Annotated in this window: 23 protein-coding genes; 10 read left to right on the top strand and 13 right to left on the bottom strand. The window is 72.0% G+C overall.

Features of this window, described 5'->3' with window-relative positions; all coding sequences use genetic code 11:
- Window positions 1–24: 24 nt before the first annotated feature.
- Window positions 25–1,095: a glycosyltransferase family 2 protein gene (locus ACZ43H_RS02160; RefSeq protein ID WP_464587388.1), complete on the top strand. Its 1,071-nt coding sequence runs from the start codon at window positions 25–27 to the stop codon at window positions 1,093–1,095.
- Window positions 1,096–1,104: 9 nt separating this feature from the next.
- Here the strand turns inward: ACZ43H_RS02160 and ACZ43H_RS02155 are convergent, their stop codons facing one another.
- The 5 genes from ACZ43H_RS02155 to ACZ43H_RS02135 form a co-directional block, all read right to left on the bottom strand.
- Window positions 1,105–2,193, bottom strand: a complete 1,089-nt coding sequence (locus ACZ43H_RS02155; RefSeq protein WP_464587386.1) for a hypothetical protein — start codon at window positions 2,191–2,193, stop codon at window positions 1,105–1,107.
- Complete coding sequence (locus ACZ43H_RS02150) at window positions 2,193–2,414, bottom strand: DUF6752 domain-containing protein (RefSeq protein ID WP_464587385.1); 222 nt, start codon at window positions 2,412–2,414, stop codon at window positions 2,193–2,195. The genes ACZ43H_RS02155 and ACZ43H_RS02150 overlap by 1 nt, the downstream gene beginning before the upstream one ends.
- A 2-nt stretch (window positions 2,415–2,416) precedes the next feature.
- On the bottom strand, window positions 2,417–3,949 hold the full coding sequence (locus ACZ43H_RS02145; protein WP_464587383.1) for a class I SAM-dependent methyltransferase: 1,533 nt from the start codon (window positions 3,947–3,949) through the stop codon (window positions 2,417–2,419).
- 10 nt (window positions 3,950–3,959) lie between these two features.
- On the bottom strand, window positions 3,960–5,252 hold the full coding sequence (locus tag ACZ43H_RS02140) for a phospholipase D-like domain-containing protein (protein ID WP_464587381.1): 1,293 nt from the start codon (window positions 5,250–5,252) through the stop codon (window positions 3,960–3,962).
- Between the two features lie 70 nt (window positions 5,253–5,322).
- A complete protein-coding gene (locus ACZ43H_RS02135; RefSeq protein WP_464587379.1) occupies window positions 5,323–5,742 on the bottom strand; it encodes a hypothetical protein in 420 nt (139 codons plus the stop codon).
- Window positions 5,743–5,820: 78 nt separating this feature from the next.
- On the opposite strand from ACZ43H_RS02135, the gene ACZ43H_RS02130 reads away from it, so the two are divergent.
- From ACZ43H_RS02130 to ACZ43H_RS02110, 5 genes are read left to right on the top strand one after another with little or no spacing between them, the layout of a single operon-like run.
- Complete coding sequence (locus ACZ43H_RS02130) at window positions 5,821–7,095, top strand: magnesium transporter MgtE N-terminal domain-containing protein (RefSeq protein ID WP_464587378.1); 1,275 nt, start codon at window positions 5,821–5,823, stop codon at window positions 7,093–7,095.
- Window positions 7,088–7,606, top strand: a complete 519-nt coding sequence (locus ACZ43H_RS02125; protein ID WP_464587376.1) for a DUF1003 domain-containing protein — start codon at window positions 7,088–7,090, stop codon at window positions 7,604–7,606. Before ACZ43H_RS02130 ends, ACZ43H_RS02125 begins: the two co-directional genes overlap by 8 nt.
- Window positions 7,603–8,619 carry an endonuclease/exonuclease/phosphatase family protein gene (locus ACZ43H_RS02120; protein ID WP_464587374.1) on the top strand — a complete coding sequence of 339 codons (1,017 nt, stop codon included), beginning with the start codon at window positions 7,603–7,605 and terminating at the stop codon, window positions 8,617–8,619. Before ACZ43H_RS02125 ends, ACZ43H_RS02120 begins: the two co-directional genes overlap by 4 nt.
- A gap of 46 nt (window positions 8,620–8,665) precedes the next feature.
- Entirely contained in the window at window positions 8,666–9,832 is a 1,167-nt protein-coding gene (locus ACZ43H_RS02115) for an Mrp/NBP35 family ATP-binding protein (protein ID WP_464587372.1), read from the top strand.
- Between the two features lie 3 nt (window positions 9,833–9,835).
- Window positions 9,836–10,171: a sec-independent translocase gene (locus ACZ43H_RS02110; protein WP_464587370.1), complete on the top strand. Its 336-nt coding sequence runs from the start codon at window positions 9,836–9,838 to the stop codon at window positions 10,169–10,171.
- A 21-nt stretch (window positions 10,172–10,192) separates the two neighbouring features.
- On the opposite strand, the gene ACZ43H_RS02105 is transcribed toward ACZ43H_RS02110, so the two are convergent.
- A complete protein-coding gene (locus tag ACZ43H_RS02105) occupies window positions 10,193–10,726 on the bottom strand; it encodes a hypothetical protein (protein WP_464587368.1) in 534 nt (177 codons plus the stop codon).
- Window positions 10,727–10,837: 111 nt separating this feature from the next.
- Here ACZ43H_RS02105 and ACZ43H_RS02100 point away from each other — a divergent pair, with 111 nt between their 5' ends.
- Both ACZ43H_RS02100 and ACZ43H_RS02095 read left to right on the top strand, forming a co-directional pair.
- Window positions 10,838–11,545 (top strand): LysM peptidoglycan-binding domain-containing protein, encoded by a 708-nt coding sequence (locus ACZ43H_RS02100; RefSeq protein WP_464587367.1) that lies wholly within the window; start codon window positions 10,838–10,840, stop codon window positions 11,543–11,545.
- Window positions 11,546–11,576: 31 nt separating this feature from the next.
- Window positions 11,577–12,086 carry an Rv3235 family protein gene (locus ACZ43H_RS02095; protein WP_464587365.1) on the top strand — a complete coding sequence of 170 codons (510 nt, stop codon included), beginning with the start codon at window positions 11,577–11,579 and terminating at the stop codon, window positions 12,084–12,086.
- Window positions 12,087–12,188: 102 nt separating this feature from the next.
- Here ACZ43H_RS02095 and secA read toward each other — a convergent pair whose 3' ends face one another.
- Window positions 12,189–14,996, bottom strand: coding sequence for a preprotein translocase subunit SecA (gene secA / locus ACZ43H_RS02090; RefSeq protein WP_464587364.1), 2,808 nt, complete (start codon window positions 14,994–14,996; stop codon window positions 12,189–12,191).
- Between the two features lie 184 nt (window positions 14,997–15,180).
- Here secA and ACZ43H_RS02085 point away from each other — a divergent pair, with 184 nt between their 5' ends.
- The gene (locus ACZ43H_RS02085; RefSeq protein ID WP_464587363.1) at window positions 15,181–15,768 is read left to right on the top strand and encodes a TetR/AcrR family transcriptional regulator; all 588 of its coding nucleotides are present in this window, start codon (window positions 15,181–15,183) and stop codon (window positions 15,766–15,768) included.
- Window positions 15,769–15,782: 14 nt separating this feature from the next.
- Window positions 15,783–16,910: a glycosyltransferase gene (locus ACZ43H_RS02080; RefSeq protein WP_464587362.1), complete on the top strand. Its 1,128-nt coding sequence runs from the start codon at window positions 15,783–15,785 to the stop codon at window positions 16,908–16,910.
- Here ACZ43H_RS02080 and ACZ43H_RS02075 read toward each other — a convergent pair.
- From ACZ43H_RS02075 to mtrB, 6 genes are all read right to left on the bottom strand, one after another.
- Window positions 16,864–18,054 (bottom strand): winged helix-turn-helix domain-containing protein, encoded by a 1,191-nt coding sequence (locus ACZ43H_RS02075; RefSeq protein ID WP_464587360.1) that lies wholly within the window; start codon window positions 18,052–18,054, stop codon window positions 16,864–16,866. The two genes, ACZ43H_RS02080 and ACZ43H_RS02075, sit on opposite strands and share 47 nt — an antisense overlap.
- A 149-nt stretch (window positions 18,055–18,203) precedes the next feature.
- Window positions 18,204–18,887 carry a response regulator gene (locus tag ACZ43H_RS02070; RefSeq protein ID WP_379179018.1) on the bottom strand — a complete coding sequence of 228 codons (684 nt, stop codon included), beginning with the start codon at window positions 18,885–18,887 and terminating at the stop codon, window positions 18,204–18,206.
- A 111-nt stretch (window positions 18,888–18,998) separates the two neighbouring features.
- Window positions 18,999–19,622: a ribosome hibernation-promoting factor, HPF/YfiA family gene (gene hpf, locus ACZ43H_RS02065; protein ID WP_464587358.1), complete on the bottom strand. Its 624-nt coding sequence runs from the start codon at window positions 19,620–19,622 to the stop codon at window positions 18,999–19,001.
- Window positions 19,623–20,001: 379 nt separating this feature from the next.
- Window positions 20,002–20,754 (bottom strand): ComF family protein, encoded by a 753-nt coding sequence (locus ACZ43H_RS02060; protein WP_464587357.1) that lies wholly within the window; start codon window positions 20,752–20,754, stop codon window positions 20,002–20,004.
- 76 nt (window positions 20,755–20,830) lie between these two features.
- On the bottom strand, window positions 20,831–22,582 hold the full coding sequence (locus ACZ43H_RS02055) for an LpqB family beta-propeller domain-containing protein (protein WP_464587355.1): 1,752 nt from the start codon (window positions 22,580–22,582) through the stop codon (window positions 20,831–20,833).
- Window positions 22,579–24,249, bottom strand: coding sequence for an MtrAB system histidine kinase MtrB (gene mtrB, locus ACZ43H_RS02050; protein WP_464587353.1), 1,671 nt, complete (start codon window positions 24,247–24,249; stop codon window positions 22,579–22,581). Before mtrB ends, ACZ43H_RS02055 begins: the two co-directional genes overlap by 4 nt.

The following is a 24,249-nucleotide window of genomic DNA, read 5'->3' as shown; positions in this document are numbered from 1 at the left end:
CGGGCGTTCGCTAGGCTCCCGGCCATGCTGCTCACGGCCTCCACCATCAGGGACTCCCTGCCCAACGTGCGCCGGTTCGTGGCAGCGAACCTGGCGTCCGGGGTGGACCACATGGTCGTCTTCCTGGACGCTCCGAAGGAGGCCGGGCAGCGCGAGGTGCAGGCCGAGCTGGACGCCCACCCGCACGTGACGTGCGTCCCCACGGGACGCTCCGGCTGGTGGCTCGACGACCGGCCCGCCGGCCTGAACGTGCGGCAGCGGATCAACGCGAACGTCGTCCTGCACCTGCTGCGCGACCTCCCCTGGGCCGAGTGGCTCCTGCACATCGACGGGGACGAGGTCGCCTGCGTCGACCCGGCACTGCTCGCCGAGGTCCCTGCCGGCTCCGGCGCTCTCCGGCTGACCCCGATGGAGGCGGTCAGCCAGTGGCACGTCGACGCGGTGCCCACCCTCTTCAAGCCGCTGCTCGACGAGCACGACCTCAACCTGCTGTTCACCCTCGGGCTGATCGACAACCCGTCCAACGCGTCGTACTTCCACGGGCACATCAAGGGGAAGTCGGGCGTCCGCCCGAGCTCCGGGCTGCAGCTCACGCTCCACAACGCCGTCGACGCGTCGGGCAACATCGTCGATGCCTTCAGCCACCCCGCGCTGCGGCTCCTCCACTACGACGCCATCTCCGGCGAGGAGTTCGCCCGGAAGTGGATCGCCCTGTCCTCGGCCGGGCGCGCCCAGTACCGCCCCAACCGAGGGATCACCGCGGACGCCCTGGGCGCGCTGGTGAAGAAGGACCTCGATCCCGAGCTCATGCAGAAGTACCTGCGGCGGATCTACGAGGCCACCACGCGCGACGACGTCGAGACGCTCTCCGAGCTCGGGATGCTCGAGACCTGCGACCCGACCCGCGGCGGGCACGTCCCGCGGGAGCTCACCGCGGAGGCTCGGGCGCAGCTCGACGCCCGGCTGGCGGAGGTGCGGGAGCAGCCCAAGCGGGCCTTCCACGCCGTCGAGTCCGCGCAGGGTGACGCGCGGGACCACGGCCGGGGCAACCGGCTGCGGGACCGGCTGCCCGGTGGCCCCCGGCGCGCGCGGTGACGGCGTCGGTCAGGCGTCCCGACGGCGCCGCTTGCGCCTGACGATCGAACGCAGCCCCGGCTCGGCGTCCTCGTCGGCCGCCGCGCGGCGGCGCAGCCGGCGTACGTCGCCGAGCATCACGGCCACCAGGTCGAGCGCCACCTCGGCCACCTCGGAGTCGGTGACCGAGTCGGCCGACCGGCGGTCCTCCAGGTGCTCGGGGACGAGCAGGTGCTCCAGCTCGCCCACCACGTCGAAGGAGCCCGAGGTCAGCAGGTCCACGGCGTCGTGCGCGCGTCGCCGGCACTCCTCGATCTGGTCCGGCTCCGGCCAGAACCGGTCGCCGCGCCGCGGCACGAGGCGTTCGTCGGCCAGGAACGTCCGGATGAACACACCCTTGTCGAACGCCTTCTTGAAGCCCTCGAGACGGGTGTTGATGCGGCGCAGGGCCTCGGCCTCGACGATGCCCATCGAGGTGTTCGGAAAGCTCCCGGACAGGTCACAGCTGTCCGGGTCGAAGTCGACGATCCCTGCGAAGCGTCGCCACACGTCGTCCCGGGGAGCGGTCGGATCCAGCACGAGCACGTGGATGCGCTCGGGCGGCACCGCGGCGCTCCAGCGCTGGAGGACCAGCCGCAGGTCGAGCGTGCGCCAGTTCCAGATGGCGTTGGAGCTCTTGGAGACCTTGCGGGCGTAGTCGGCCAGCGGCACGGTCTCGCCGTTCTTCAGGCTCTCCTGCCAGCTCGCGGCGAACAGGCCGAGCGGCTCGCGCGCGGTCACCACCAGGTGGACGTCCGGCGTCGGCAGCGCCTCGACCATCGCCCGCGCCTCCTTGCGGGACGCGGCGGCGAAGAACTCGTGGCTGATCAGACCGGTGCCGCTCGACTGCTCCAGCTCCTCGAGCATCCGGGACCAGGCCGTGCGGTGCTCCTCGGGCGCCGATGCCGCGTGGCGGTCACCACGCACCGTCCGCGACGCCCACAGGTGGTCGCGACGCTGGGCGCCGGGAACCACCACTCCCGCCTCGCGGAGCCGGTCCCGGTTGGACCAGATGATGGTCTGCAGGTACGACGTGGCGGTTTTCGGCAACCCGATGTGGACGAAGATCCGTTCGACCACTACATGCTCTCGTGGAATCGATCGATGGCCGCCCTGATGACCTCCTCGTCGCGAGACGCCATCGGGACCAGGAGCTCCTGCACGACGTCGGCGAGCTCGGCGAGCCGGAGGTTGTGCCGCCTCAGCTCGGCCATGTCAGCCTCGAGGTCCTGGACCCGCTGCTCCAGCCGCGCCACCGCATCGGCACTGGCCACCCTGCGCAGGGGATTTCTGACTGCCACGCTCACCACTCTCCCATGAGTCTCATCACCGGCGGACCCTTCTTGACCGGCACCTCGTCCACCTCGACCACGTGCGCCCCGGCGCGCCGGGCCAGCGCGGCCAGCCGCTCGGGATCGACGGCGCCCACCGCCCAGGGCAGCTCGCGCACCTGGGCGCCGAGGTGGAAGTCGGCGTACAGCCGCCCGCCGCCTCGCAGCGCCATGGAGGCGAACCGCACCAGCGACTCCCGGCCGGCGATCGACGTCGCCTCCAGGACGTGGCGGGCCATCATCACGCGGGGCCGGGGGTCGTGTGCCAGCCGGGCGCCCTCGGCGAAGACGGAACGCCACTCGGTCAGGTTCAGCAGCCGGACCTCGAGGTCGAGGCCCTCGATCTCGGCCTGCGCGCCGACGGCCCGCAGCGCGCGCGGCACGAAGTCGTACGCCGTGACCGGCAGGCCCTGCCGGGCCAGCCAGAGGCTGTCGCGTCCCCGGCCCGCCCCGACGTCGAGGACCTGCGCGCCCGTGTCCAGGGCGCGCTCGCCGACCACGCGGGCGAGGCCGGAGTACCCGTTGGGCAGCTCGCGACCGCCCGCGGCCGCGCGCCGTTGCCAGTGCTTCACCATCGGTCGGGTGCCGCGGAACCACTCGTCCAGTGCCCGGACGGTCCGCTCGGGGGTCGAGAACTGGAACGCCGGGTCGGGCACCGACCAGCTCGGCCCGTACATCGCCTCGAGCAGCTTCTCCGGACGGGCGGGGACCGGCATCTCCCGGCCCTCGAGCCGGCAGGTCGTCAGGGGGTGCAGCCACGCGGGGTCGAAGTCGACGCCCACCTCACCCATGAGGTAGAGCCGGTGGCCGTCCATGAAGCCGCCGAACACGTCGAGGCCGCGGATCACCCCGTCCTCCTCGGGGACCTCGATCTTGAAGGCGAGGCCGCTGTAGCGGGACGTGCGCCACCCGAGCTTCGTGATCGCCCGCTGGAGGCGGAACGACTCGCGGATCACGTCCACGGGGCAGGTGTGCTCACTGACGTAGCCGACGTCGGCGTCGGAGTCGTGGCCCAGGACCGCGCCCTCCCGCACCGCACCCAGCAGCGTGCCGTAGGCCAGGAACGGCCGCACGCCTGCGTCGGCCAGGGCGCCGAGCACGACCTCGACGGCGTCGACCAGGGCTGCGACGTCCGCGCTGCTCCGGGTCGCGAACGTCGGGACCATCCGCCCGGACTTGTCGATGCCCAGCTCGACGCCCCGCTCGTCGACGAAGCGGATCTCGTCAGCACTGTCTCCGAACGTCACCTGCTCGTCGAAGAGCACCTCCCCGGTGGCCGAGTCCTGGACGACCACGCGGGCGTGACCGTCGAGGTACTTGGCCATCGAGCGCGGCCAGGTGGCCAGCCTCGACAGGCCGGCCGCCGACCGCTCGGTGTCGCGGTGCGTCCAGAACGACCACACCCGGTGGCCCCCGAAGAGCACGTCGACGACGCGCTCCCTGCCGGCCCACACGAGGATCCCGCGGTCGTCCACCCGGCGTACGCGGGCACTCAGATCCGCCACGGGGCCGCGCTCAGTCCATGTCCATGTGTGCGAACGGGTTGACCGCGGAGCGACGGGCGAGCAGCTCGCCGTCCTGGCCCTCGACCACGTAGTTGGCGCCACGACCGAAGATCAGGCGGCTCGAGGTGCTCGGGAAGTTGTCGTACCAGTAGTTGATGTGGGCCTGGTACTTCAACGTGGTGCCCTTGCGGTGGTAGATCGCGACGTTCTCGTCGCTCATCTTGCTGTTGCCGGACATGTTCGCCGAGCCGTTCAGCGTGACGTAGTCGGCCCGGTCGCCCCCGATGTGACCCACGATCGAGATCGCCTTGAGGTGGAAGTAGTTGTCGAACTGGCCGTCCCCGTTGGCGTCCTGGACCAGGTGGCGCAGCGGGACCGGGCCGCGACCGCTGGGGTCGCGCAGCATGCGGGCGATGTCCTTGCCGAGCACGGTGTAGCCGATCTTGATGTCACAGCCGTCCTGCCACAGCGAGCGCAGCTTGCGGCCCAGCTTCATGCCCCGGTCCTCGCGGATGACGTCGGGCGCGATGCGCAGGACCGTCCGGTTGTTCGGCGTGTTGGTGGCTCGGCGGCACCGGACCTGGTTGAGCAGCTGCATCACCGGGTCGCCGACGTTCTTGCCGGTGTCGGGGAAGAACATCAGCCGGGTGGAGCCGAAGGTCCGGGAGATGAAGGGAGGCTTGACCGGCTGGTCCTTCGCGGCCTGCTTGAACACCTCGACGGCGTAGCGGTACAGCTTGCGCTGCCCCACGTGGGTGACGACGTCGTTCCACTGGTTGCGCGCCGAGGCCACCGTGTAGTTGGCCGACCCCTGCATCACGACCCGCTTCGCCTTGCCGGAGTGCGAGAAGAGGTAGAACTTCGAGTGCGCCACCCCGTGCTGGCCGCGGCACGAGCCCTTGCAGATCCGAGCCCAGCTGTGCCGGCTCGGCTTGCGGTTCTTGTTGCCCGCCTTCAGTCCGGCACGCAGCCGCTGGAACGGCCGGTTGTCGATCTCGGTGAGGTTGCCCTTCGCCATGATCAGCTGCACGCGGACGCCGCGGCGCTGCGCGTGCAGCAGCGCGTCGGTGCCGGTGCGCGTCAGGAAGTTCCAGCTGAAGATCCGGATGTTGCTGCCCTGGGGCGAGGCGTTGATCGAGCGGGTGATCTTGTTGAAGATCGCGTTCTGGGTGGCCGCGCTGCCGAGCGGGCTGTTGAAGGTCACGCCCGGCGCGGGCGTGAACTTGTCCGCTGCCACGGCACCCTCAGCCGGGACGGACAGCCCGAGACAGATCATGAGCACGACGAACAGCCTGGCGGTCATGGATAGCTTTCCCCTCGATCATCTGGTCACGCTCGTCGACGCCGGTCCGAGACCGGGCAAGCGGTGGAGCTCAGCCGCGGCAGACCGCGACCGCAGCACGGTACCCGCGATCCTTGTCGAGCACCGATTCGGTCTCGTAGATCCGGCCGTGCAGCACGGCGTAGAAGTGGTCCCCGTAGCGGATGATCCGCTGGCCCGACGAGCACCCGAGGGTGTCCCTCGCGACGTACTGGCCATCCTGCACGCAGCCCTGGTAGGTCGCGGGCAACGTCGCGCCGCCCTTCCAGATCGCGGCACACCGCGGCCCCGTCGGGGCGGCGGAGGACTCGGTGGCACCGGGCTCGCTCGGGCTGGATGCGGCCGAGGAGCTGCTCGGGGAGGTCCCCGCGTCAACGGCCGTGTCCCCGTCGTCGCCGCAGGCGGTCAGCGCACCGGCGAGTGCTGCGACCAGCACCCACATCGAGATCGTCTGGCCGGCCCGTGCACGCATGCGAGCAGTATAGGTGGAGCGGTCGGTGCGGGCCGGGATCTGACGTGTCCGCCCACAGGGTCCCGGTAGCGTGACCCCGTGACCACCGCCCCCATCCGCGTCTACGCCGCCCGCCTCGTCGGGCTGCCGATCTTCGACCCCCTGGGCGACCAGGTCGGGAAGGTCCGCGACCTGGTGGCTGCGGTGCGCTCGGAGGTCAACCAGCCGCGGGTCCTCGGGCTGGTGGCGGAGGTCTTCGGGCGGCGCCGGATCTTCGTGCCGATGACCCGGGTCACCAACATCGACAGCGGTCAGGTCTACACGACCGGCCTGCTCAACATGCGCCGCTTCGAGCAGCGCTCCACCGAGACGCTCGTCATCGGCGAGATGCTCGACCGGACGGTCCGCATCCCCAGCATCGGCGTGACCGGCACCGTCTACGACGTGGGCATGGAGCAGGCGCGCAACCGCGACTGGGTCCTGTCCCGGGTGGCGGTGCAGGAGCCGGCCAAGGGGCTGCGCCGACGTGGCCAGACCCACGTCGTCGAGTGGCGCGACGTCGAGGGGTTGATCGGACGCGAGGAGTCCCAGGGGGCGACCCACCTGATCGCCGCCCTCAACGAGATGCGGCCCGCCGACGCGGCCAGCATGATCCACGACCTGCCGGTGGAGCGGCGCACGGCCGTCGTGGCGGCCCTCGACGACGAGCGGCTCGCGGACGTGCTGGAGGAGCTGCCCGAGGAGGACCAGGTCGAGATCCTGGAGCACCTCGACTCCGAGCGGGCCGCCGACATCCTCGAGGAGATGTCCCCCGACGACGCGGCCGACCTGATCGCGGACCTGCCGCCCGCCACCGCGGCCACGCTGCTGGAGCTGATGGAGCCCGAGGAGGCCGAGGACGTCCGCAGGCTGATGTCGTACGCCGAGCACACGGCCGGCGCGATGATGACCCCGGAACCCGTGATCCTGGGCCCGGACGCCACGATCGCCGATGCCCTGGCGCACGTCCGCAACCCCGACCTCCCGGTCTCGTTGGCCGCCATGGTCTTCGTCTGCCGGCAGCCGCTCGAGCCGCCGACCGGCAAGTTCCTCGGCGTCGCCCACATCCAGCGGCTGCTGCGGGAGCCCCCGTCCACCCTGGTGGCCGGCGCCCTGGACGACTCGATGGCACCGCTGCGTCCCTCGGCCTCGATCGAGCAGGTCGCGGCGCACCTCGCGACGTACAACCTGGTCGCGGCCCCCGTGGTGGACGACAACGGCCGGCTCCTCGGCGCCGTGACCGTGGACGACCTCCTCGACCACATGCTGCCGGAGAACTGGCGCGAGCAGGCGCTGCGGCCGGGTGACGCCCGTCCGGGGGTGGGCCGTGGCTGAGGCACGCGCGCCGCGGGCGCGGCTCGACCAGCCGAAGGAGACACGCCGGTCGCTGGTGCGCCGACCGGCCTACGACTCCGACGCCTTCGGCGTCTTCGCCGAGCAGTTCGCCCGGTTCATGGGGACCGCCAGGTTCCTGCTGTACATGACCGCCTTCGTGCTGATCTGGGTGGGCTGGAACCTGCTCGCGCCCGAGAGCCTGCGGTTCGACGACTACCCGTTCATCTTCCTCACCCTGATGCTCAGCCTGCAGGCGTCGTACGCCGCACCGCTCATCCTGCTCGCGCAGAACCGTCAGGAGTCGCGGGACAAGGTGATCGCCGAGCAGGACCGCCAGGCGAACACCCGGGCCCACGCCGACATGGAGTTCCTGGCCCGCGAGGTCGCCTCGCTGCGGATGTCGGTCGGCGAGATGGCGACGCGCGACTTCCTGCGCTCGGAGCTCCGCTCGCTGCTGGCCGAGCTGGACGACCGGTCGCGCGCCGAGGCGGCCCGCCCGGGTGACGAGTGAGCCCACCGGACGAGCCAGACGTCGCGCAGCGCCGCACGGTCGTGGTGCTGGCCGTCGTCGCCGTCCTCATCGTGACGCTGGCGGCCGTCCACCGGCAGCGCAGCAAGGCTGACGACGAGAGTCCCGTGTCACGGGTGGGTGCCACCTCGGCACCCACCCCACTCCCCGCGGGGCCGGCACCCCAGGCGATCCTCCCTGCCCCCGCCCCGATCAGCCCGGCACAGGGACCCGAGAAGTGCGTCCGGTTCGAGGGTGCTGACGGTCTCGCGGTCACGACGTTCAACATCCACTCCGGGCTGGCCGGTGGCCGGCTGCGCCTCGACGACCTCGCACGGGCGGTCGGGTCGTGGGACTCCGGCGTGGTGCTGCTCCAGGAGGTCTCCCGCAACCGCGGCCGGGTGAGGAACGTGGACGAGCCCGCCGCACTGGAGGCCACCCTCGGCATGCACGCGGCGTTCGGGGTGAACGACCATCCGTCCGACGGCGGCGACTACGGCGTCATGACGCTCTCCCGCTACCCGATCGTGTCCTCGCGCAACACCCTGCTCCCTACGGCGCCCGGGGCCCAGCAACGCGGGCTGCTGCGCACCGTCGTCGACGTCGGCGGGACCCGGATCGCGGTCTACAACACCCACCTGCAGGACGGGTACTTCCCCCTGCGGCTCCGGCAGATGCGCGCGATCAACGAGGTCCTGGCCCGTGAGGACCTGCCGGTCATCCTCGGGGGCGACCTGAACACCGTGCCGGGCTCACCCGTGATCGGCATGACCCGGCCGCTGCTCGCGGACTCCTTCGCCGAGGTGGGCGCGGGTGAGGGCGCGACGATCCCGGCGTTCCGGCCCCGCATCCGCATCGACTACCTGCTGCACTCGTCGGAGCTGACGCCCCTGGAGTCCCGGGTGATGCCCCTGACTCCCTCGGACCATCGCGCGGTGCGCACCGTCTTCGGGCTCCCCGACGACGACGTCCGGGTCTGCGTGCCGGCTGTCGCGCTCCACGCGGCCGGACGCTGACACCGCGAGCTCGGCGCTGGTGCCCACCGCATAGAATCGGGACATCATGACTACCCCCCTCCTCGACCGGATCCACGCGGCCCTGGCCACCGTCAACGACCCCGAGATCAAGCGACCGATCACCGACCTCGGCATGGTGGACTCGGTCGAGGTCGACGACCAGGGCGTCGTGCACCTCACGGTGCTGCTGACCGTGGCGGGCTGTCCGCTCAAGGACACGATCAACCGTGACGTCACCGCCGCGGTGACCCGGGTCGAGGGCGTCACCGGGGTCGACCTCCAGCTCGGCGTCATGACGGCCGAGCAGCGAGCGGGCCTGCAGGAGATGCTCCGCGGCGGTCAGGCCCAGCGCGAGATCCCCTTCGCCCAGCCGGGCAACCTCACCAAGGTGTTCGCCATCGCCAGCGGCAAGGGCGGCGTCGGCAAGTCCTCGGTGACCGTGAACCTGGCCCTGGCCATGGCCAAGCAGGGGCTCAAGGTCGGCGTGGTCGACGCCGACATCTACGGCCACTCCGTCCCGGCCATGCTCGGCGTGGCCGACTCCCGCCCCACCCAGGTCGACGACCTGATCATGCCGGTCCCCACCGCCAGCGGTGTCTCGGTCATCTCGATCGGCATGCTCAAGCCCCGTCGCGACCAGGTGGTCGCCTGGCGCGGCCCGATGCTGGACCGGGCGCTCGTGCAGATGCTCGCCGACGTCTACTGGGGCGACCTCGACGTCCTGCTGCTCGACCTGCCGCCCGGCACCGGCGACGTCGCCATCTCCCTGGGCCAGCACCTCCCCGGCGCCGAGGTCGTGGTCGTCACCACGCCGCAGGAGGCCGCGGCCGAGGTCGCGGAGCGCGCCGGCACGATGGCCTCGATGATGCACCAGCGGGTCGCGGGCGTCGTGGAGAACATGAGCTTCCTGCTCTGCCCGCACTGTGCCGAGTCCGGCGAGCCGGAGCACCGGCTCGAGATCTTCGGCAGCGGCGGTGGCGACCGGGTCGCGGCCACGCTCTCCGAGCGCTTCGGCTACTCGGTGCCGGTCCTGGGCCGGGTGCCGCTCGACACCTCGCTGCGCGAGGGCGGCGACGTCGGCAAGCCGATCGTCGACGCCGACCCGACCGCGCCCGCGGCCGCCGTGCTGCTCGAGGTCGCCGGACAGCTCTCGGGTCGCAGCCGCGGGCTGGCCGGGATGCAGCTCGGGCTCACCCCCACCAGTAAGTTCTGACCCGTGTTCGGGGTCGGTCTGCCGGAGTTTGCGGTCATCGCGTTCGTGGCCGTGCTGGTGTTCGGCCCGGACAAGCTCCCCGAGCTCGCCCGTCAGGCCGGGCAGATGGTGCGCAAGGTCCGCACCCTCGCCAACGCCGCGCGCGACGAGCTGCGCGACGAGCTCGGTCCTGAGTACGCCGACCTCGAGCTGCGCGACCTCGACCCCCGCACCATTGTGCGCAAGCACATCGTCGAGGCGATGGAGGAGGCCGACCGGGACGAGGTCACTCCCCGCCGCCGCGGGCTGCGCCCCCTCGAGGCCGGCGAGCTCCCGCCGTACGACGCCGACGCGACCTGACCGGGATCGGCCGGACCGCGGTCAGTCGCGGCTCTGGACCGCGGCCAGGGCGGTGAAGGCGAACAGCTGCACCCGCCCCTCCCCCACGGCCGCCTCGACGAAGTCGGCACCGACCCGACGCAGCACCACCTCGTGACGGCTGCCGTCGACCAGGTGCAGCAGGCACCGCTCGCCGGCGTCCGCGACCCGGCGCAGCGCGGATCCCAGGCCGAGCTTCGTCACCGGTGACCAGGCCACCTCCGGCAGCGACCTCTCGGAGGCGCCGAGGACCCGGGTGACCGCGTCGGTGCGCACCACCCAGTCCTGCACGCTCCCGCGCAGCAGGCACCAGCCGGTGCCGACCCGTTCCAGCACACCGGTGACCGTCCCCGCACCGAGCAGGTCCAGAACCACCTCGCGGTCCACCGAGGCCATCAGCCTGCTGGCCAGCGTGACCTGGTGGTACTCCGCCCGGCTGCGGTCGGCCAGTTCCGGTCCGCGGTCGGCGTCGTAGAGCGCCTCGGCCTGCTGCTCGAGGTCGTCGAGCAGGGCGAAGAGCTCCTCCTCCCAGGTCATGGGCAGACCCTGCCACGACGCTCGTCACCTGGCCACTGTGGATGAACCGTTGACCGCGAAAGTAAAGAAGCGTGTACTAAAGCAAACGCACGCAAACGCAAGGGTCTCGGGATGAACGATCGGAGCGACGCGCCGCCCGCACGCTGCCTGGCCGTGTGGCTGGCGGTCACGGCGGGAGCAGCGGGAGTCGGCTGGCTCCTCGCCCCGGACCTGCTCGGGCTGTCCCGGGCCGCTGGCGCCGGCGGGCTCGACACCCAGCCCTTCACGCAGCTGCTGGAGTGGACCTGTGCCGTCGCCGCCGCCACCGCGACGTCCTGGCTGTGGCTGGTCACCGGCCTCGTCACGCTGCAGACCGCGCGTGGCGGCCGGACCGACCGCGTCCCGGGAGTCCCGGCGCCGGTACGCCGGCTGCTGCTGGCGGCCTGCGGGGTCGCCCTGACGGGCGGGCTCACCTCCACCGTGCTGGCGGCCCCCTCCCACGCGACGCCCGGGGCACTGCACCGGGACCGGACCGGCGCGACCGCCGCCGCCCTCCTCCAGGGCCTCCCCCTCCCCGACCGGGCCACCGGCGGCCTGCCCGGCGGTGGTCGGATCACCGCCACGGCCCACCCACGCGGCCCCAGCGGGGTGGGTCGGCAGGTCACGGTGCGGGTCGGCGACTCGCTGTGGCGGATCGCCGAGCAGGCCCTGGCCCCGGGAGCTTCCGAAGCCGCCGTCGAGGCCTGCTGGCACCGGATCTACGCGCTCAACCGGGCGGTGATCGGCCCCGACCCGGACCTGGTCCGACCGGGCCAGACCCTCCGACTCCCCCACCCCTGAACCGATGAGTCCGCACCGAGAGGAGCACCCCATGTCACCGTCCCGCGAGAACGTCGTACCCCTCCGGGTCCCGGTGCCCGTGGACAGCATCCAGGGCACCCTCGCGCTCGACCTCCAGCCCCGTCACGACCCGCCCGCCCTCGACCGCGTCGCGGGCCGGGCGGCCGGCGACGTCATCCCGATCGACCAGGCGGTGCGCCGCCAGGTCGAGGAGTGGTCCCGGCGCTACGCCCAGGCCGCGGTGGAGATCGTCGGCGGCGACCGGCCGGTCTCCCAGCTGCTGCGCTGGTCGAGCCGTGAGGTCTACCTCGACCTGCACCGGCGGGCACTGCTGGTGGCCCGCGCCGGCCAGCACCTGCCCGGTCAGGGGCGCGTGCAGCCCGTGCGACCCCAGGTCCGCGGGGTGCACACCTGCTTCCTCTCCCGGCGAGCCGTCGAGGTCAGCGTGCACGTGCGCTACGGGCAGCGCTCGCGGGCGCTGGCGGCCCGCTTCGAGCTCCGGTCCGGCCGCTGGCAGTGCACGGCGCTGGAGTTCGCGTGAGACGGAGCAGGGCGGCAACCACCATGGGTTACCGCCCTGCATCACGCGAAGGGGTTTCGAGGCTCAGGCGCCAGGGCGCCTTCGCACCTCAACCAACGAGAGTCACGAGATCCGCGCCGTCAGCCCGGTCGGCCCGCCCGGGCGGCCGTGGCACTGCTTGAACTTCTTGCCGGATCCACAGGGGCACTTGTCGTTGCGCCCCACACCGGCGAACTCGTCGTCGGCGGCCGGGGCGGCCTTCACCTCGACCTCGCCGTCCTCGCTGGGAGCGGAGTAGGCGAGGTTGGTGGGCTGCTGCGGACGCTCGAGCCCCTTGGCCCGGATGTGCGGGGCCTCGTGGCCGGGGGTGCCGGGGACCGGCTGGCGCATCGGCTCGACGACCTCCTCGAGCTCCTCGACCTCCTCGTCCTCGGCCTCCACCTGCACCTCGAGGTTGAACAGGAAGCCGACGGCCTCCTCCTTGATGCCGTCCATCATCGCGGCGAACATGTCGAAGCCCTCGCGCTGGTACTCGACCAGCGGGTCGCGCTGCGAGTAGGCGCGCAGGTAGATGCCCTCGCGCAGGTAGTCCATCTCGTAGAGGTGCTCGCGCCACTTGCGGTCGAGGACCGAGAGGATCACGCGCCGCTCGAGCTCGCGCATCACCTCCTCGCCGATCTCCTGCTCGCGACGGTCGTAGGCCTCGTGGGCGTCCTTGCGGATCGCCTCGATGACCTCGTCGGCCTCGAGGTTGGCGCGGCCACCGGCCTGCTTCTCGAGCACGGCGGCGTCGACCGAGATCGGGTAGATCTGGCGGAGCGCGGTCCACAGCGCCTCGAGGTCCCACTCCTCCGCGAACTCCTGGGTGGCACCGGTGACGTAGCCGGTCACGACGTCGTCGATGAAGGTCCTGATCTGCTCCTGCAGGTCGGCGCCCTCGAGGACCCGGCGGCGCTCGGCGTAGATCACCTTGCGCTGACGGTCCATCACGTCGTCGTACTTCAGGACGTTCTTGCGGGACTCGAAGTTCTGCGACTCGACCTGGCCCTGGGCGTTGGCGATCGCGTTCGTGACCCGCTTGTTCTCGATCGGGACGTCGTCGGGGATCTTGAGGACCTGGAGCACCCGGTCGACCCAGTCGGACTTGAACAGGCGCATCAGCTCGTCCTGCAGCGACAGGTAGAACCGGGACTCGCCCGGGTCGCCCTGACGGCCGGAGCGACCACGCAGCTGGTTGTCGATGCGGCGTGACTCGTGGCGCTCGGTGCCGACCACGTAGAGGCCGCCGAGCTCCTTGACCTCGTCGTGCTCGGCCGCGACCTGGGCCTTGATCTTCTCGACCATGCCCGGCCAGGCGGCTTCGTACTCGGCCGCGCTCTCGCCCGAGGGCTCGAGGCCCTGCGCACGCAGCTCCTGGTCGGCGAGGAAGTCGATCGAGCCGCCGAGCATGATGTCGGTGCCTCGACCGGCCATGTTCGTCGCCACGGTGACCGCGCCCTTGTGGCCGGCCAGCGCGACGATCTTGGCCTCGTTGGCGTGCACCTTGGCGTTCAGCACGGTGTGCGGGATGCCGCGCTTCTTCAGCAGCTGGGAGAGGTGCTCGGACTTCTCGACCGACACCGTGCCGACCAGGACCGGCTGGCCCTTCTGGTGGCGCTCGGCGATGTCGTCGGCGACGGCGTCGTACTTCGCCTCCTCGGTGCGGTAGACGAGGTCGGCCTGGTCGATGCGGGCCAGCGGCTTGTTGGTCGGGATCGGCACCACGCCGAGCTTGTAGATCTTGTCGAACTCCGAGGCCTCGGTCATGGCCGTGCCGGTCATGCCGGAGAGCTTCTCGTAGAGGCGGAAGTAGTTCTGCAGGGTGACGGTCGCGAGCGTCTGGTACTCCTCGCGGACCTGCACGCCCTCCTTGGCCTCGATCGCCTGGTGCAGGCCGTCGTTGTAGCGGCGGCCGGCGAGCATGCGACCGGTGTGCTCGTCGACGATGAGCACCTCGCCGTCCATGACGACGTACTCCTTGTCGTTGCGGAACAGCTCCTTGGCCTTGATGGAGTTGTTCAGGAACGAGATGAGCGGGGTGTTGGCCGACTCGTAGAGGTTCTCGATGCCGAGGTGGTCCTCGACCTTGGTGATGCCGGGCTCCAGGACCGAGATCGTGCGCTTCTTCTCGTCGACCTCGTAGTCGACGTCCTTGACCAGGGTGCGGGCGATGGTTGCGAACTCGCCGTACCAGCGGACCTCGTCCTGGGTGGGACCGCTGATGATGAGCGGGGTGCGCGCCTCGTCGATCAGGATCGAGTCGACCTCGTCGACGACCGCGAAGTGGTGGCCTCGCTGGACGCACTCCTCGATGGAGCCGGCCATGTTGTCGCGCAGGTAGTCGAAGCCGAGCTCGTTGTTGGTGCCGTAGGTGATGTCGCAGTTGTAGGCCGCGCGGCGCTCGTCGGGCCGCATCTCCGGCAGGATCACGCCGACGGTGAGCCCGAGGAAGTGGTGGATGCGGCCCATCATCTCGGACTGGTACTTGGCCAGGTAGTCGTTGACGGTGACGACGTGGACGCCCTTGCCGGTCAGCGCGTTGAGGTACGACGGCAGCGTGGCGACGAGGGTCTTGCCCTCGCCGGTCTTCATCTCGGCGATGTTCCCGAGGTGCAGCGCGGCGCCACCCATCATCTGGACGTCGAAGGGGCGCATGCCGGTGACCCGCTTGGCCGTCTCGCGCACGGTGGCGAACGCCTCCGGCATCAGGTCGTCGAGGCTCTCGCCGTTGGCGAGCCGCTCCTTGAACTCCGCGGTCATGCCCCGGAGCTCGTCGTCGCTCATCGCGACGAAGTCGTCCTCGATGGCATTGACGGCCTGCGCGACGGCCTCGAGCTGGCGCAGGATCTTCCCCTCGCCGATGCGGAGGATCTTGTCAAGAATGGCAGGCACGACGGCGTAACTCCCTGATCAGTTGAGTGCTGCGCCACTCTACCCAGCGCGTGGAGCGGACCCTAACCGAACGCGGCACGAGACGGGCAGCCGGAACCCCCTGCGCGCGATCGCGCGGCGCCTCCCCTTTTCGCGCGAACGACCCTTGACACCAATGAGGCATTCGGCGTTAACTGCAATTGACATGAACAGCAGGCGCAGCTACACCATGACGAGCCGGGCCCGGTCGGTCGAGGAGACCCGGTCCCGGATCCTCACCGCGGTCGTCGACCTCCACACCGAGAAGCTCGCCGGTGACATCGGGCTCGACGACGTGGCCCGGCGGGCGGGGGTCAGCGTGCAGACGGTGCTGCGCCACTTCGGCAGCCGGGCCGGCCTCGTCGACGCCGCCTTCGAGCACGCGGCCCGGATCGTGCGCGACGAGCGGCACTGTCCTGTCGGGGACGTCGCCGAGGCGGTCAGGGTCGTCGTGGCCCACTACGAGGAGCGCGGCGACGGCGTGCTGCTGCGGCTCGCCCAGGAGGACCACGAGCCGCTGATGCGGCGCATCACCGAGCAGGGACGGGGCCTGCACCGGGCCTGGGTCGAGGAGGTGTTCGCACCGTTCGTCGACGCGGCGCCCGACCCCGAGGGGCTGGTCGACCTGCTCGTCGTCGCCACCGACGTCTACACGTGGAAGCTGCTGCGCCGCGATCGCGGCCTGGGCCGCGACCTCACCGAGCAACGGATGCGCGACCTCGTCGCCGCCCTGCTCCCCCGCACCACCGACTGACCCCGGGAAGCCCCATGTCCGACATCCTCTTCGTCACCTGGGACGGGGGCGGCAACGTCCCGCCCGCCCTCGGCATCGCCCGCGAGCTCGCCGCCCGCGGCCACCGCGTCCGCTTCCTCGGCCACGACGGCAACCGGGCCGTGGTCGAGGCGGCAGGACTCGCCTTCGAGCCCTTCCGCACGGCCCGGCCCTTCTCGTCGCTCGCGCCCGGCTCCCCCCTCGACCAGCTGGCGGTCTTCGGTGATCGCGGGATGGGGCGCGACCTCACCGAGACGCTGCGGCGCGACGCGGCCGACCTCGTGGTCGTCGACTGCCTGCTCTTCGGTGCGATGGAGTCGCTGCGCGGCGGACGGACGCCGTACGTCGTGCTCGAGCACTTGTACGACGGCTACCTGCGTGGCGCCTGGCTGCGCGGGCCGATGGGGCTGGGCATGCGCGCGCGATGGCTGCGTCCGACCCGCTCGCTGGCCGGGGCGGCCGCCACGCTGGTGGCGACGCTGCCCGAGCTGGACCCGGGCAGCAGCGGCCGGCACGCGGCCGGGCTCGACTTCATCGGACCCGTGGTCCCCCCGGCACGACCCGCCCCGGCGACCCGGGGGCCGGCAGTGCTCGTCAGCCTCAGCACCTACGCGTTCCCGGGCATGGCCGAGCGCCTGCAGGCCATCCTGGACGCCGTCGGCGACCTCGATGCGCGGGTCGTCGTCACGACCGGCCCGGCCGTCGACCCGGCGGGGCTGCACCCGGCCGCCAACACCGAGGTCCACCCCTTCGTGCCGCACGCCGACCTGATGCCGACGGTGTCGCTCGTGGTCGGGCACGGCGGGCACGGCACCACCATGCAGGCCCTCGCGCACGACCTCCCCGTCGTCGTGATGCCGCAGCACCCGTTCCTGGACCAGCCCCTCGTCGGGGCCACCGTCGCCGCCGCCGGTGCCGGCTCGGTCGTCAAGCGCTCCGCGAAGCCGGCCGAGCTCACACCGGTGCTGGCCGGGCTGCTGGGCGACGGCCCCCACCGCGGCGCCGCGGCGCGCCTCGGGTCGGCCATCCGGGCACTGCCGGGGGCAACGAACGGAGCGGCCCGGGTCGAGGAGCTGCTCAGAGCAGGGCTGCGAGCGCCGGCGCGAGGTCGCCCCGGGGCTTGACCGTGACGTCGTCGAGCCCCAGCCAGCCGACGAGGACGCGCAGCTCCGTCGCGAGCTCGCTCGCGGTCTCCGGCGGCGCCCCGGCCTCGGAGTACGCCGCCTTGACCTGCAGGCGCCCTGCCTTGCGGTCGGCCTTGAGGTCGACCCGGCCGACGATCCGGTCACCGAGGAGGAACGGCAGCACGTAGTAGCCGTGCACCCGCTGGGCGGCGGGCACGTAGATCTCGATCCGGTAGTGGAAGTCGAAGAGCCGCTCGGTGCGCTCCCGCTCCCAGACCAGCGGGTCGAACGGGCTGAGCAGGGCCCGGGCCCGCACCCGCCGCGGGAGGCGGGCGTCGCGGTGCAGGTAGGCGGGGCGTCTCCAGCCGTCGATCGTGACCGGCAGCAGCTCTCCCTCCTCCACCAGCTCGGCGATGGCGGGCCCGGCGTGGTCGACGTGCATCCGGTAGTAGTCGCGCAGGCACTGGGCGGTGGCGACGCCGTGCGACCGGGCGGCCCGGCGCACCAGCTCGCGGTTGGCCTCGGCCAGGGACGGCGTCTCGCGGGCCAGGACCTCGGCGGGGATCACGCGCTCGGGCAGGTCGTAGAGCACCTCGAACTGGCTGTTGCGCCCGGCGATGGCGAGGTCGCCGACCGTGTAGAGGTAGTCGAGGACGCGGCGGGTCCTCGACCAGTTCCACCCCCAGTGCTCCTTGGCGCGGGGCAGGCCGTCGTCGAGGTCGCGGGCCGTGGACGGGCCGAGGTCACGCACCTCGGCGATCAGGTTCGCCTCGAGCTCGGGGTCCTCCTCGACGAGCCCCCACTTGCCCCGCTTGGCGCGGTGCTCGGCCATCCGGTGCTGCATCACCGGCCACAGCTCGACGGGCATGAAGGCCTGCACGTGGGCCCAGTACTCCACGACCCGGCGCGGGCTGCGCTCGGACGCACGGCGCAGCAGGTCGGGGTCGTAGGGCCCCATGCGGGAGTACAGCGGCATGTAGTGAGCGCGCTGCAGCACGTTGACCGAGTCGACCTGGAGCACGCCGGTGCGCTCGAGGGTGCGCTGGAAGGTGCGCATCGTGGGCACGGCGTGCCGCCTGTCGAGGAAGCCCTGGGCGGCCAGCGCCACGCGGCGCGCCTGTGACGTGGAGAGACTGTCGGTCACGCGCCGAAGTCAAGCACGGGTCACCGACAGTGGTCGCCGTCGGCGCGTACGTCACCGGGTTTCGACGCGCGGCTCGCCCTCGCAGGCTCGGGCATGCCGCTTGCTCAACCTGACTTGCTCTCGTAGCCCGGCCTCGTTCCTCGGCCGGCCTACGGCAAGTCAAGCAGCTTTTCCCGGACGGCGTACATGACCGCCTCCATGCGGGAGTGCAGCTGGAGCTTCTCGAGGATGTTGCGGACGTGGTTCTTGACGGTGTTCTCGCTGATGAAGAGCTGCTTGGCGATCTCGCGGTTGTTCAGGCCCTTGGCCACCAGCCGCAGCACCTCGAGCTCACGCTCGGTGAGGCGGAGGCCGGGCACGTGGTCACGCTCGGGGCGCGACATCTGCTTGAACTCGTCGATGAGCTTGACCGCCATCGACGGGCTGATCAGCGACTGGCCGTCGGCGACCACCCGGACCGCCTGGGCGACCTCGTCGATCGAGGAGTCCTTGAGCAGGTAGCCCGAGGCACCGCTCTTGACCGCCTCGTAGAGGTCGGCCTCCTCGTCGGAGACGGTGAGCATGATGATCTTGGCCGACGGGACGGCGTCCTTGATGGCCAGGCAGGCCTCGATCCCGGACCGCTTCGGCATCCGGATGTCGAGCAGGACCACGTCGGGCGCGGAGGTCGCCGCCAGGTCCGTCCCCTCGATGCCGTCGCCGGCCTCGCCGATGACCTCGATCCCCGGTTCGACGGCGAGCAGCATGGTCAGCCCGCGCCGGAAGAGCTCCTGGTCATCGACCACGAGGACGCGGATCGGCTCCGGCTCTGCCTCGATCTCGTGTTCCGCCACCTGCGCATCATGGCACGTGTGGGTGGCACTTGGGACCCACCCGAGGCCGGGAACGACGAACGGGGTGGCCCGATCGGGCCACCCCGCTGCTTCGCAGGCGTCAGGAACGCGTCACTCGGAGGCGCCGAGGTCGAGCGAGATCACGCCGTAGTCGTAGCCGCGTCGACGGTAGACGACCGCCGGACGGTCGTTCTCCTTGTCGACGAAGAGGTAGAAGTCGTGGCCGACCAGCTCCATCTCGTAGAGCGCCTGGTCGAGGGTCATCGGGCTCGCCGGGTGGGTCTTCTCCCGGACCACCAGCGGACCGTCACCGGTGACGGCGATCGGCCCCACCTGACGCTCGGTCACCGTCTCGTCCTCGCCGGTCTCGAGGCCCGCCACGGGGGCGTCGGCGAGCGCCTGCCCCACGGACACCGGGGCGTGCCGGCCACGGTGCACGCGGCGCCGGTCCGCGGCGCGGCGCATCTGCGCGGCCATCTTGTCGAGGGCCAGGTCGAGGGCACCCATCTTGTCCTCGGCGGCTGCCTCGGCCCTGATCACCGGTCCCTTGGAGAACGCGGTCAGCTCGAGCCGGACGGCGCGGTCGTGCTGGCGCGGGTTGCGCTCGCACTCCACCTCGACCTGGACCCGCATGATGCGGTGGTCGTGCTTCTCGAGTCGCGTCAGCTTCTCCGCGACGTGACTCCGGAACCGCTCGGACAGCTCGCAGTGTCGACCCGTGACCACAACTTCCATGGGAACCTCCCGTTGCTTGGTTGGTTTCTTCCTAGCTCCTGCGCGCACCCTCCGGTGGGCAGGCCGAGGCACGGGTCCGGAAGGACCCGCGACCCGGAGTTGAAGGAGCCCGTCCGGCCGACCTGGTCTTCGACCCCACAATCGCCTGCTGAGGGGTTCGCAGCTTCTCTGCCACTACTGCCCTTCTCTCGCCGACCGTCGTGTCTGACGACGGGGACGAGGCAGGACTTACGACTAAGCCGCACCGTGATCGGCTCTCGAGGAGAGCCTTACGTGGACCGTTTCGCCTGCGACTGGCATCGGCTAGCCGTCCTGACACCCCGGACCGGGGCGCCCTGACGACGCAACCACGGACCCGGACGGACTCCATGTAGAGACGCTAGTGGGTGTTCGGTCCCGGCGAAACCCTGGGTCCTGAAGATTCGCCGAGAGTCGGCGCAGGTCCGGGCGGCAGCCGCCGACGGGTGGCCGCCACCACCGCCACGCAGGTCACCTCCAGCCCCACGGACTCCAGCGCGCGCTGGGCCTCCCGCGCCGTCGCGCCGGTGGTCAGGACGTCGTCGCAGACCACGAACCGCGCGCGCGGCCGGCGCCTTCCGGCCCGCCGCAGCGCGGTGGTCGGGCAGCACATGGACCCGGCCAGGTTCGCCGCCCGGGCGCCCGCGTCGAGGCCGGCCTGGTCGACCACGCCGGGCCGGGTGCGCAGCATCCGTTGCGCCACGACGTCGTGCCCGGCGCCGCGGAGCACGGCGGCCGCCCGCGCCGTGAGGGCGTACGTCGGGTCGTAGCCGCGCGCCCGGACGCTGACGGGCCGCGACGGGACCGGCACCAGCACGAGCGGCCCGGCAGCGGGGCCGGCCGCCACCGCACGGGCCAGCAGCAGCGCCAGGCTCCGTCGCAGCGCCAGCAGCCGGTGCTCCTTGTGCCCCACGACCATCGACCTCACGACGCCGGCGTACTCCGCGGCCGCCCAGGGGGTGGCCAGGCCGGCCGGCGCCGGGGTGGGCCAGGCGACGCCCGCGTGGTCGGGCAGTGCCGCCTCGCAGCCACCGCAGAGCACCCGTCCCGGGCGGAAGCACCCGACGCAGCGTGCGCCGAGCAGCAGGTCGGCCGCAGCGTCGAGGGAGCGCACCCGTCGATGACAGCAGGGGGCGGCCGCAGGCTCAAGCGCGGGCCGCGCACGGTGTGGACAACGGCCGCGTCGGCGCTCAGCCCACGTAGCCGATGACCGAGACCCCGGGGTCGAGCGTGGCGCTGCCGCGCTCGGAGTACGACAGGTCGATCAGGCTGGAGCGGGTCACGGCGTACAGGCTCTGCGAGGGGACCGGCGACCCGGCCAGCGCGCGCACGTTGCCGCGCAGGGTGGTCGCCAGGCTGTCCACGCCCGAGGGCGACCCGTCCACGGCGATGGTGCGGACCTGGGAGAGGTCGTCGGTGAGCCCGTGCAGCACCGCGACGGTGGTGGCCGTGCGCCACGCGATGTCGCGGATCCGCAGGCGCTCGCCCCCCTCCCACGCGATCCGGTGGGCCCGGGTCGCGCCCAGCACCCGGCCCTGCTCGTCGTGACGGATCCTGCTGACCACGAGGGCGTCGCCGGAACGGCGGTGCTCGACCGCGACCAGGCGCGACCCGTCGCGCGACACCAGGAAGCCCTTGACCGAGCGACCGCTGATGCCAGGCACGCGCAGCGAGGTGGGCCCACCGCCCTCGACGTACGACACCTGGGCACCGCCCGGCGCCCGGTCCACCAGCCAGATCCGGTCGGCGAAGTCCCAGGCCGGCGTCAGCAGGTTGCTGGCGCGGCTGACCTCCTGGCGCACCTCGTCGGTCGCACCGCCGACCGGGGCCACCAGGAGCGAGTCCCCGCCCCCGGAGACGCCGGCCGCCTGGGTCGCGTCGAGGTTGACCGCGACGGAGCGGAGGCCGTACTGGGTGGCCCCGAGCGGCCCGTCGACGGCGGACAACGCGCCCGCCTCGCCCGCGACGAGCAGCCCGTGGCGCAATCCGTAGAGCTGCGAGCTCGCGGCGAACCCCGTGGGGTCGTACGCCGCCCCCTGGTCCACCGCGACCTCGCTGACCCCGCCGGGCAGCTGGATCTGCTGGCCGCCGATCGAGACGCGCAGGGCGCTGATCGCGGGCTCCTGCCGCAGCGTCCAGGCGAGCTGGGCCATCATCAGCGTGACCGCCTGGGCGGTCTGGGGGCCGGCGTCCCCCTTCAGCGAGATGTCGGCGACGCCGTTGGCGGACACCGGCACCGAGAGCCCGAAGGTCAGGCCCGGCGGGATGAAGCTGCGCGAGACCCGGGCCAGGTCGGCGCGGGGACCGCGCAGCAGACCCTTGATGAGCGCGGTCGCCAACTGCTCACCCCGGGGCACGAACACCGGCTCCGGCACCAGCACCTGGGCGGTCGGGTCGAAGAAGTAGAGCGACACCTCGCGGAAGCGCTGCGCGAACCACGGCTCGGGCACGATCAACGCGTTGGGGGCCTCCGCGATCCGGTACTCGCCGTTCTCGACCGTCACCGGGAACTTCAGGTGCTGCGCACGCCGGGGCAGGCGGCCGCGCCAGGCGCCGCGCGCGTCGAGGTGGTCCGCCCCCGTCAGCTGGACCGCCACCCGCGACCCCCGGATCAGGCGCGGGGGCGCGGCGTCGGAGTAGGTGATGGTGCGGCGCTCGGGGTTCCACGAGGCCTGGGCGCCCTTGGCGAGGAACTGCTTGGCCACGTTGGTCTGGATCGGGGTGGCGGTCATCGCGTCCAGGAAGCCCTTGACGATGTCGGCGGCCGAGGCCCCCTTCTCGGGAGGGCGCGGGTCGATGAAGATCCCCGGCTCGTCGTTGAGCGCGCCTCCCGACCGGGTCTCGACGACGGGGCCGCTCTCGGGCATCCGCACGCAGCCCGACACGGCCGGCACCAGGGTCACCACCAGGGCGAGGAGGAGGGCAGCAGGTCGGCGGCTCACGGGACGGTCTCCTCGGCGTCGACAGCTGCGGTCTCGACCTCGTCCGCCGTGACGTCGGCGTCGACGGGCACCAGCGGGAGCGGGCTCTGGCGCAGCGGCACACCGGCCCGGCGGGGCAGGGTGAGCCGGAACTGGGCGCCGCGCCCGGGTCGCCCCCAGGCCTGGAGCCAGCCGCCGTGCAGGTGGGCGTCCTCCATCGAGATCGACAGTCCCAGCCCGGTGCCACCGCTGGTGCGCGCCCGGGCCGGGTCGGCCCGCCAGAACCGGTTGAACACCATCGCGGCCTCCCCCGGTGCCAGCCCCACCCCGTAGTCGCGCACCGCGATGGCCGCGGAGTGCTCGTCGCCGGCGACGTTCACGACGATCTCGGCGCCGCGGTCGCTGCTCTCGGCGTGGTCGATGGCGTTGGTGACCAGGTTGCGCACGATCCGCTCGACGCGGCGCACGTCGGCCTCCGCGAGGCACGGGTGGTCGGGGCCGCGGACCACCACGCGCACGCCGCGCTGGTCGGCCAGCACCCGGGTGCGCTCGACGACGCGGTGGGCGACGTCGACGAGGTTGACGTCCTCGGCCTCGAGCACGGCTGCGCCCGCGTCGAACCGGCTGATCTCGAGCAGGTCGCTGAGCAGGGTCTCGAAGCGGTCCAGCTCGGTCTGCAGCAGCTCGGCGGCGCGTGCCGTGGCCGGGTCGAAGTCCTCGCGGGCGTCGTGCAGCACGTCGCTCGCCATCCGGACCGTCGTCAGCGGCGTGCGCAGCTCGTGGGACACGTCGGAGACGAATCGGCGCTGCACCCGGCTCAGCTCCTCGAGCTGGCGGATCTGCCGCTGGAGGTTGCTCGCCATCTGGTTGAACGAGGTGGCCAGCCTGGCCAGGTCGTCCTCCCCCGAGACCTGCAGCCGCTCCTGCAGCTGCCCCGCCGCCAGCCGCTCGGCGACCCGCCGGGCCATCCGCACCGGGGCCACCACCTGGCGCGTGACCAGCCAGGTCATCCCCGCCACCAGCACCAGCAGCAGGACGGCGGCGGTCAGCAGGGCGCGGGTGACCAGGGCGAGGGTCTCCTGCTCCTCGTCGAGGGGGAAGAGGTAGTAGAGCGTGTACGTCGCGCCGTCCGAGGGCAGCTTGACCTGCGACCCGACCACGATGCCGGGCTCGTCGGTGACCGATCCGTCGGCGCCGGTGAGCCTGATCTGGGTGTAGGTCCAGGCCGTGGGCGCGTTCTTGTCGAAGTGGGCCTCGAGCGAGGTCGGCACGCTGGAGGTGTCCAGCCCCGGGGTCGACTCCGCCCCGCCGTCGGCGATCCTGCCGTTCTCACCGACCGGGCCGGCGAGCACGACGCTGAAGCCGCGGGTGGCGGCCCGCTGGATGATCGGCTCGACCAGGTCGCGCTGCTGCGAGGCCGAGTCGATGTCGGTGCCGGGTGCGGCGGCGAGGCGGGTGCGCGCCTCCGTGGTCTCGTTGTTGGCCTCGGCGACCACGGCCTGCACCCGGTGGTCGAGCATGCCCTCGCGGGTCTGCTGGAGCAGGAACCAGCCGACGATGCTCACGACCACGGCGGAGAGCACCACGGTGCTCGCGACGACCCGCGCCTGGATCGACCTCCGCCAGAAGGTGAGGCCCCTCCGGAGGCCCGAGGGGAGGCCGCGCTGCGGCAGGGCACCGGAGGACAC

The organism is Nocardioides sp. DN36 (genome assembly GCF_055380375.1).
This window is presented reverse-complemented; position numbering and strand designations above follow the sequence as displayed.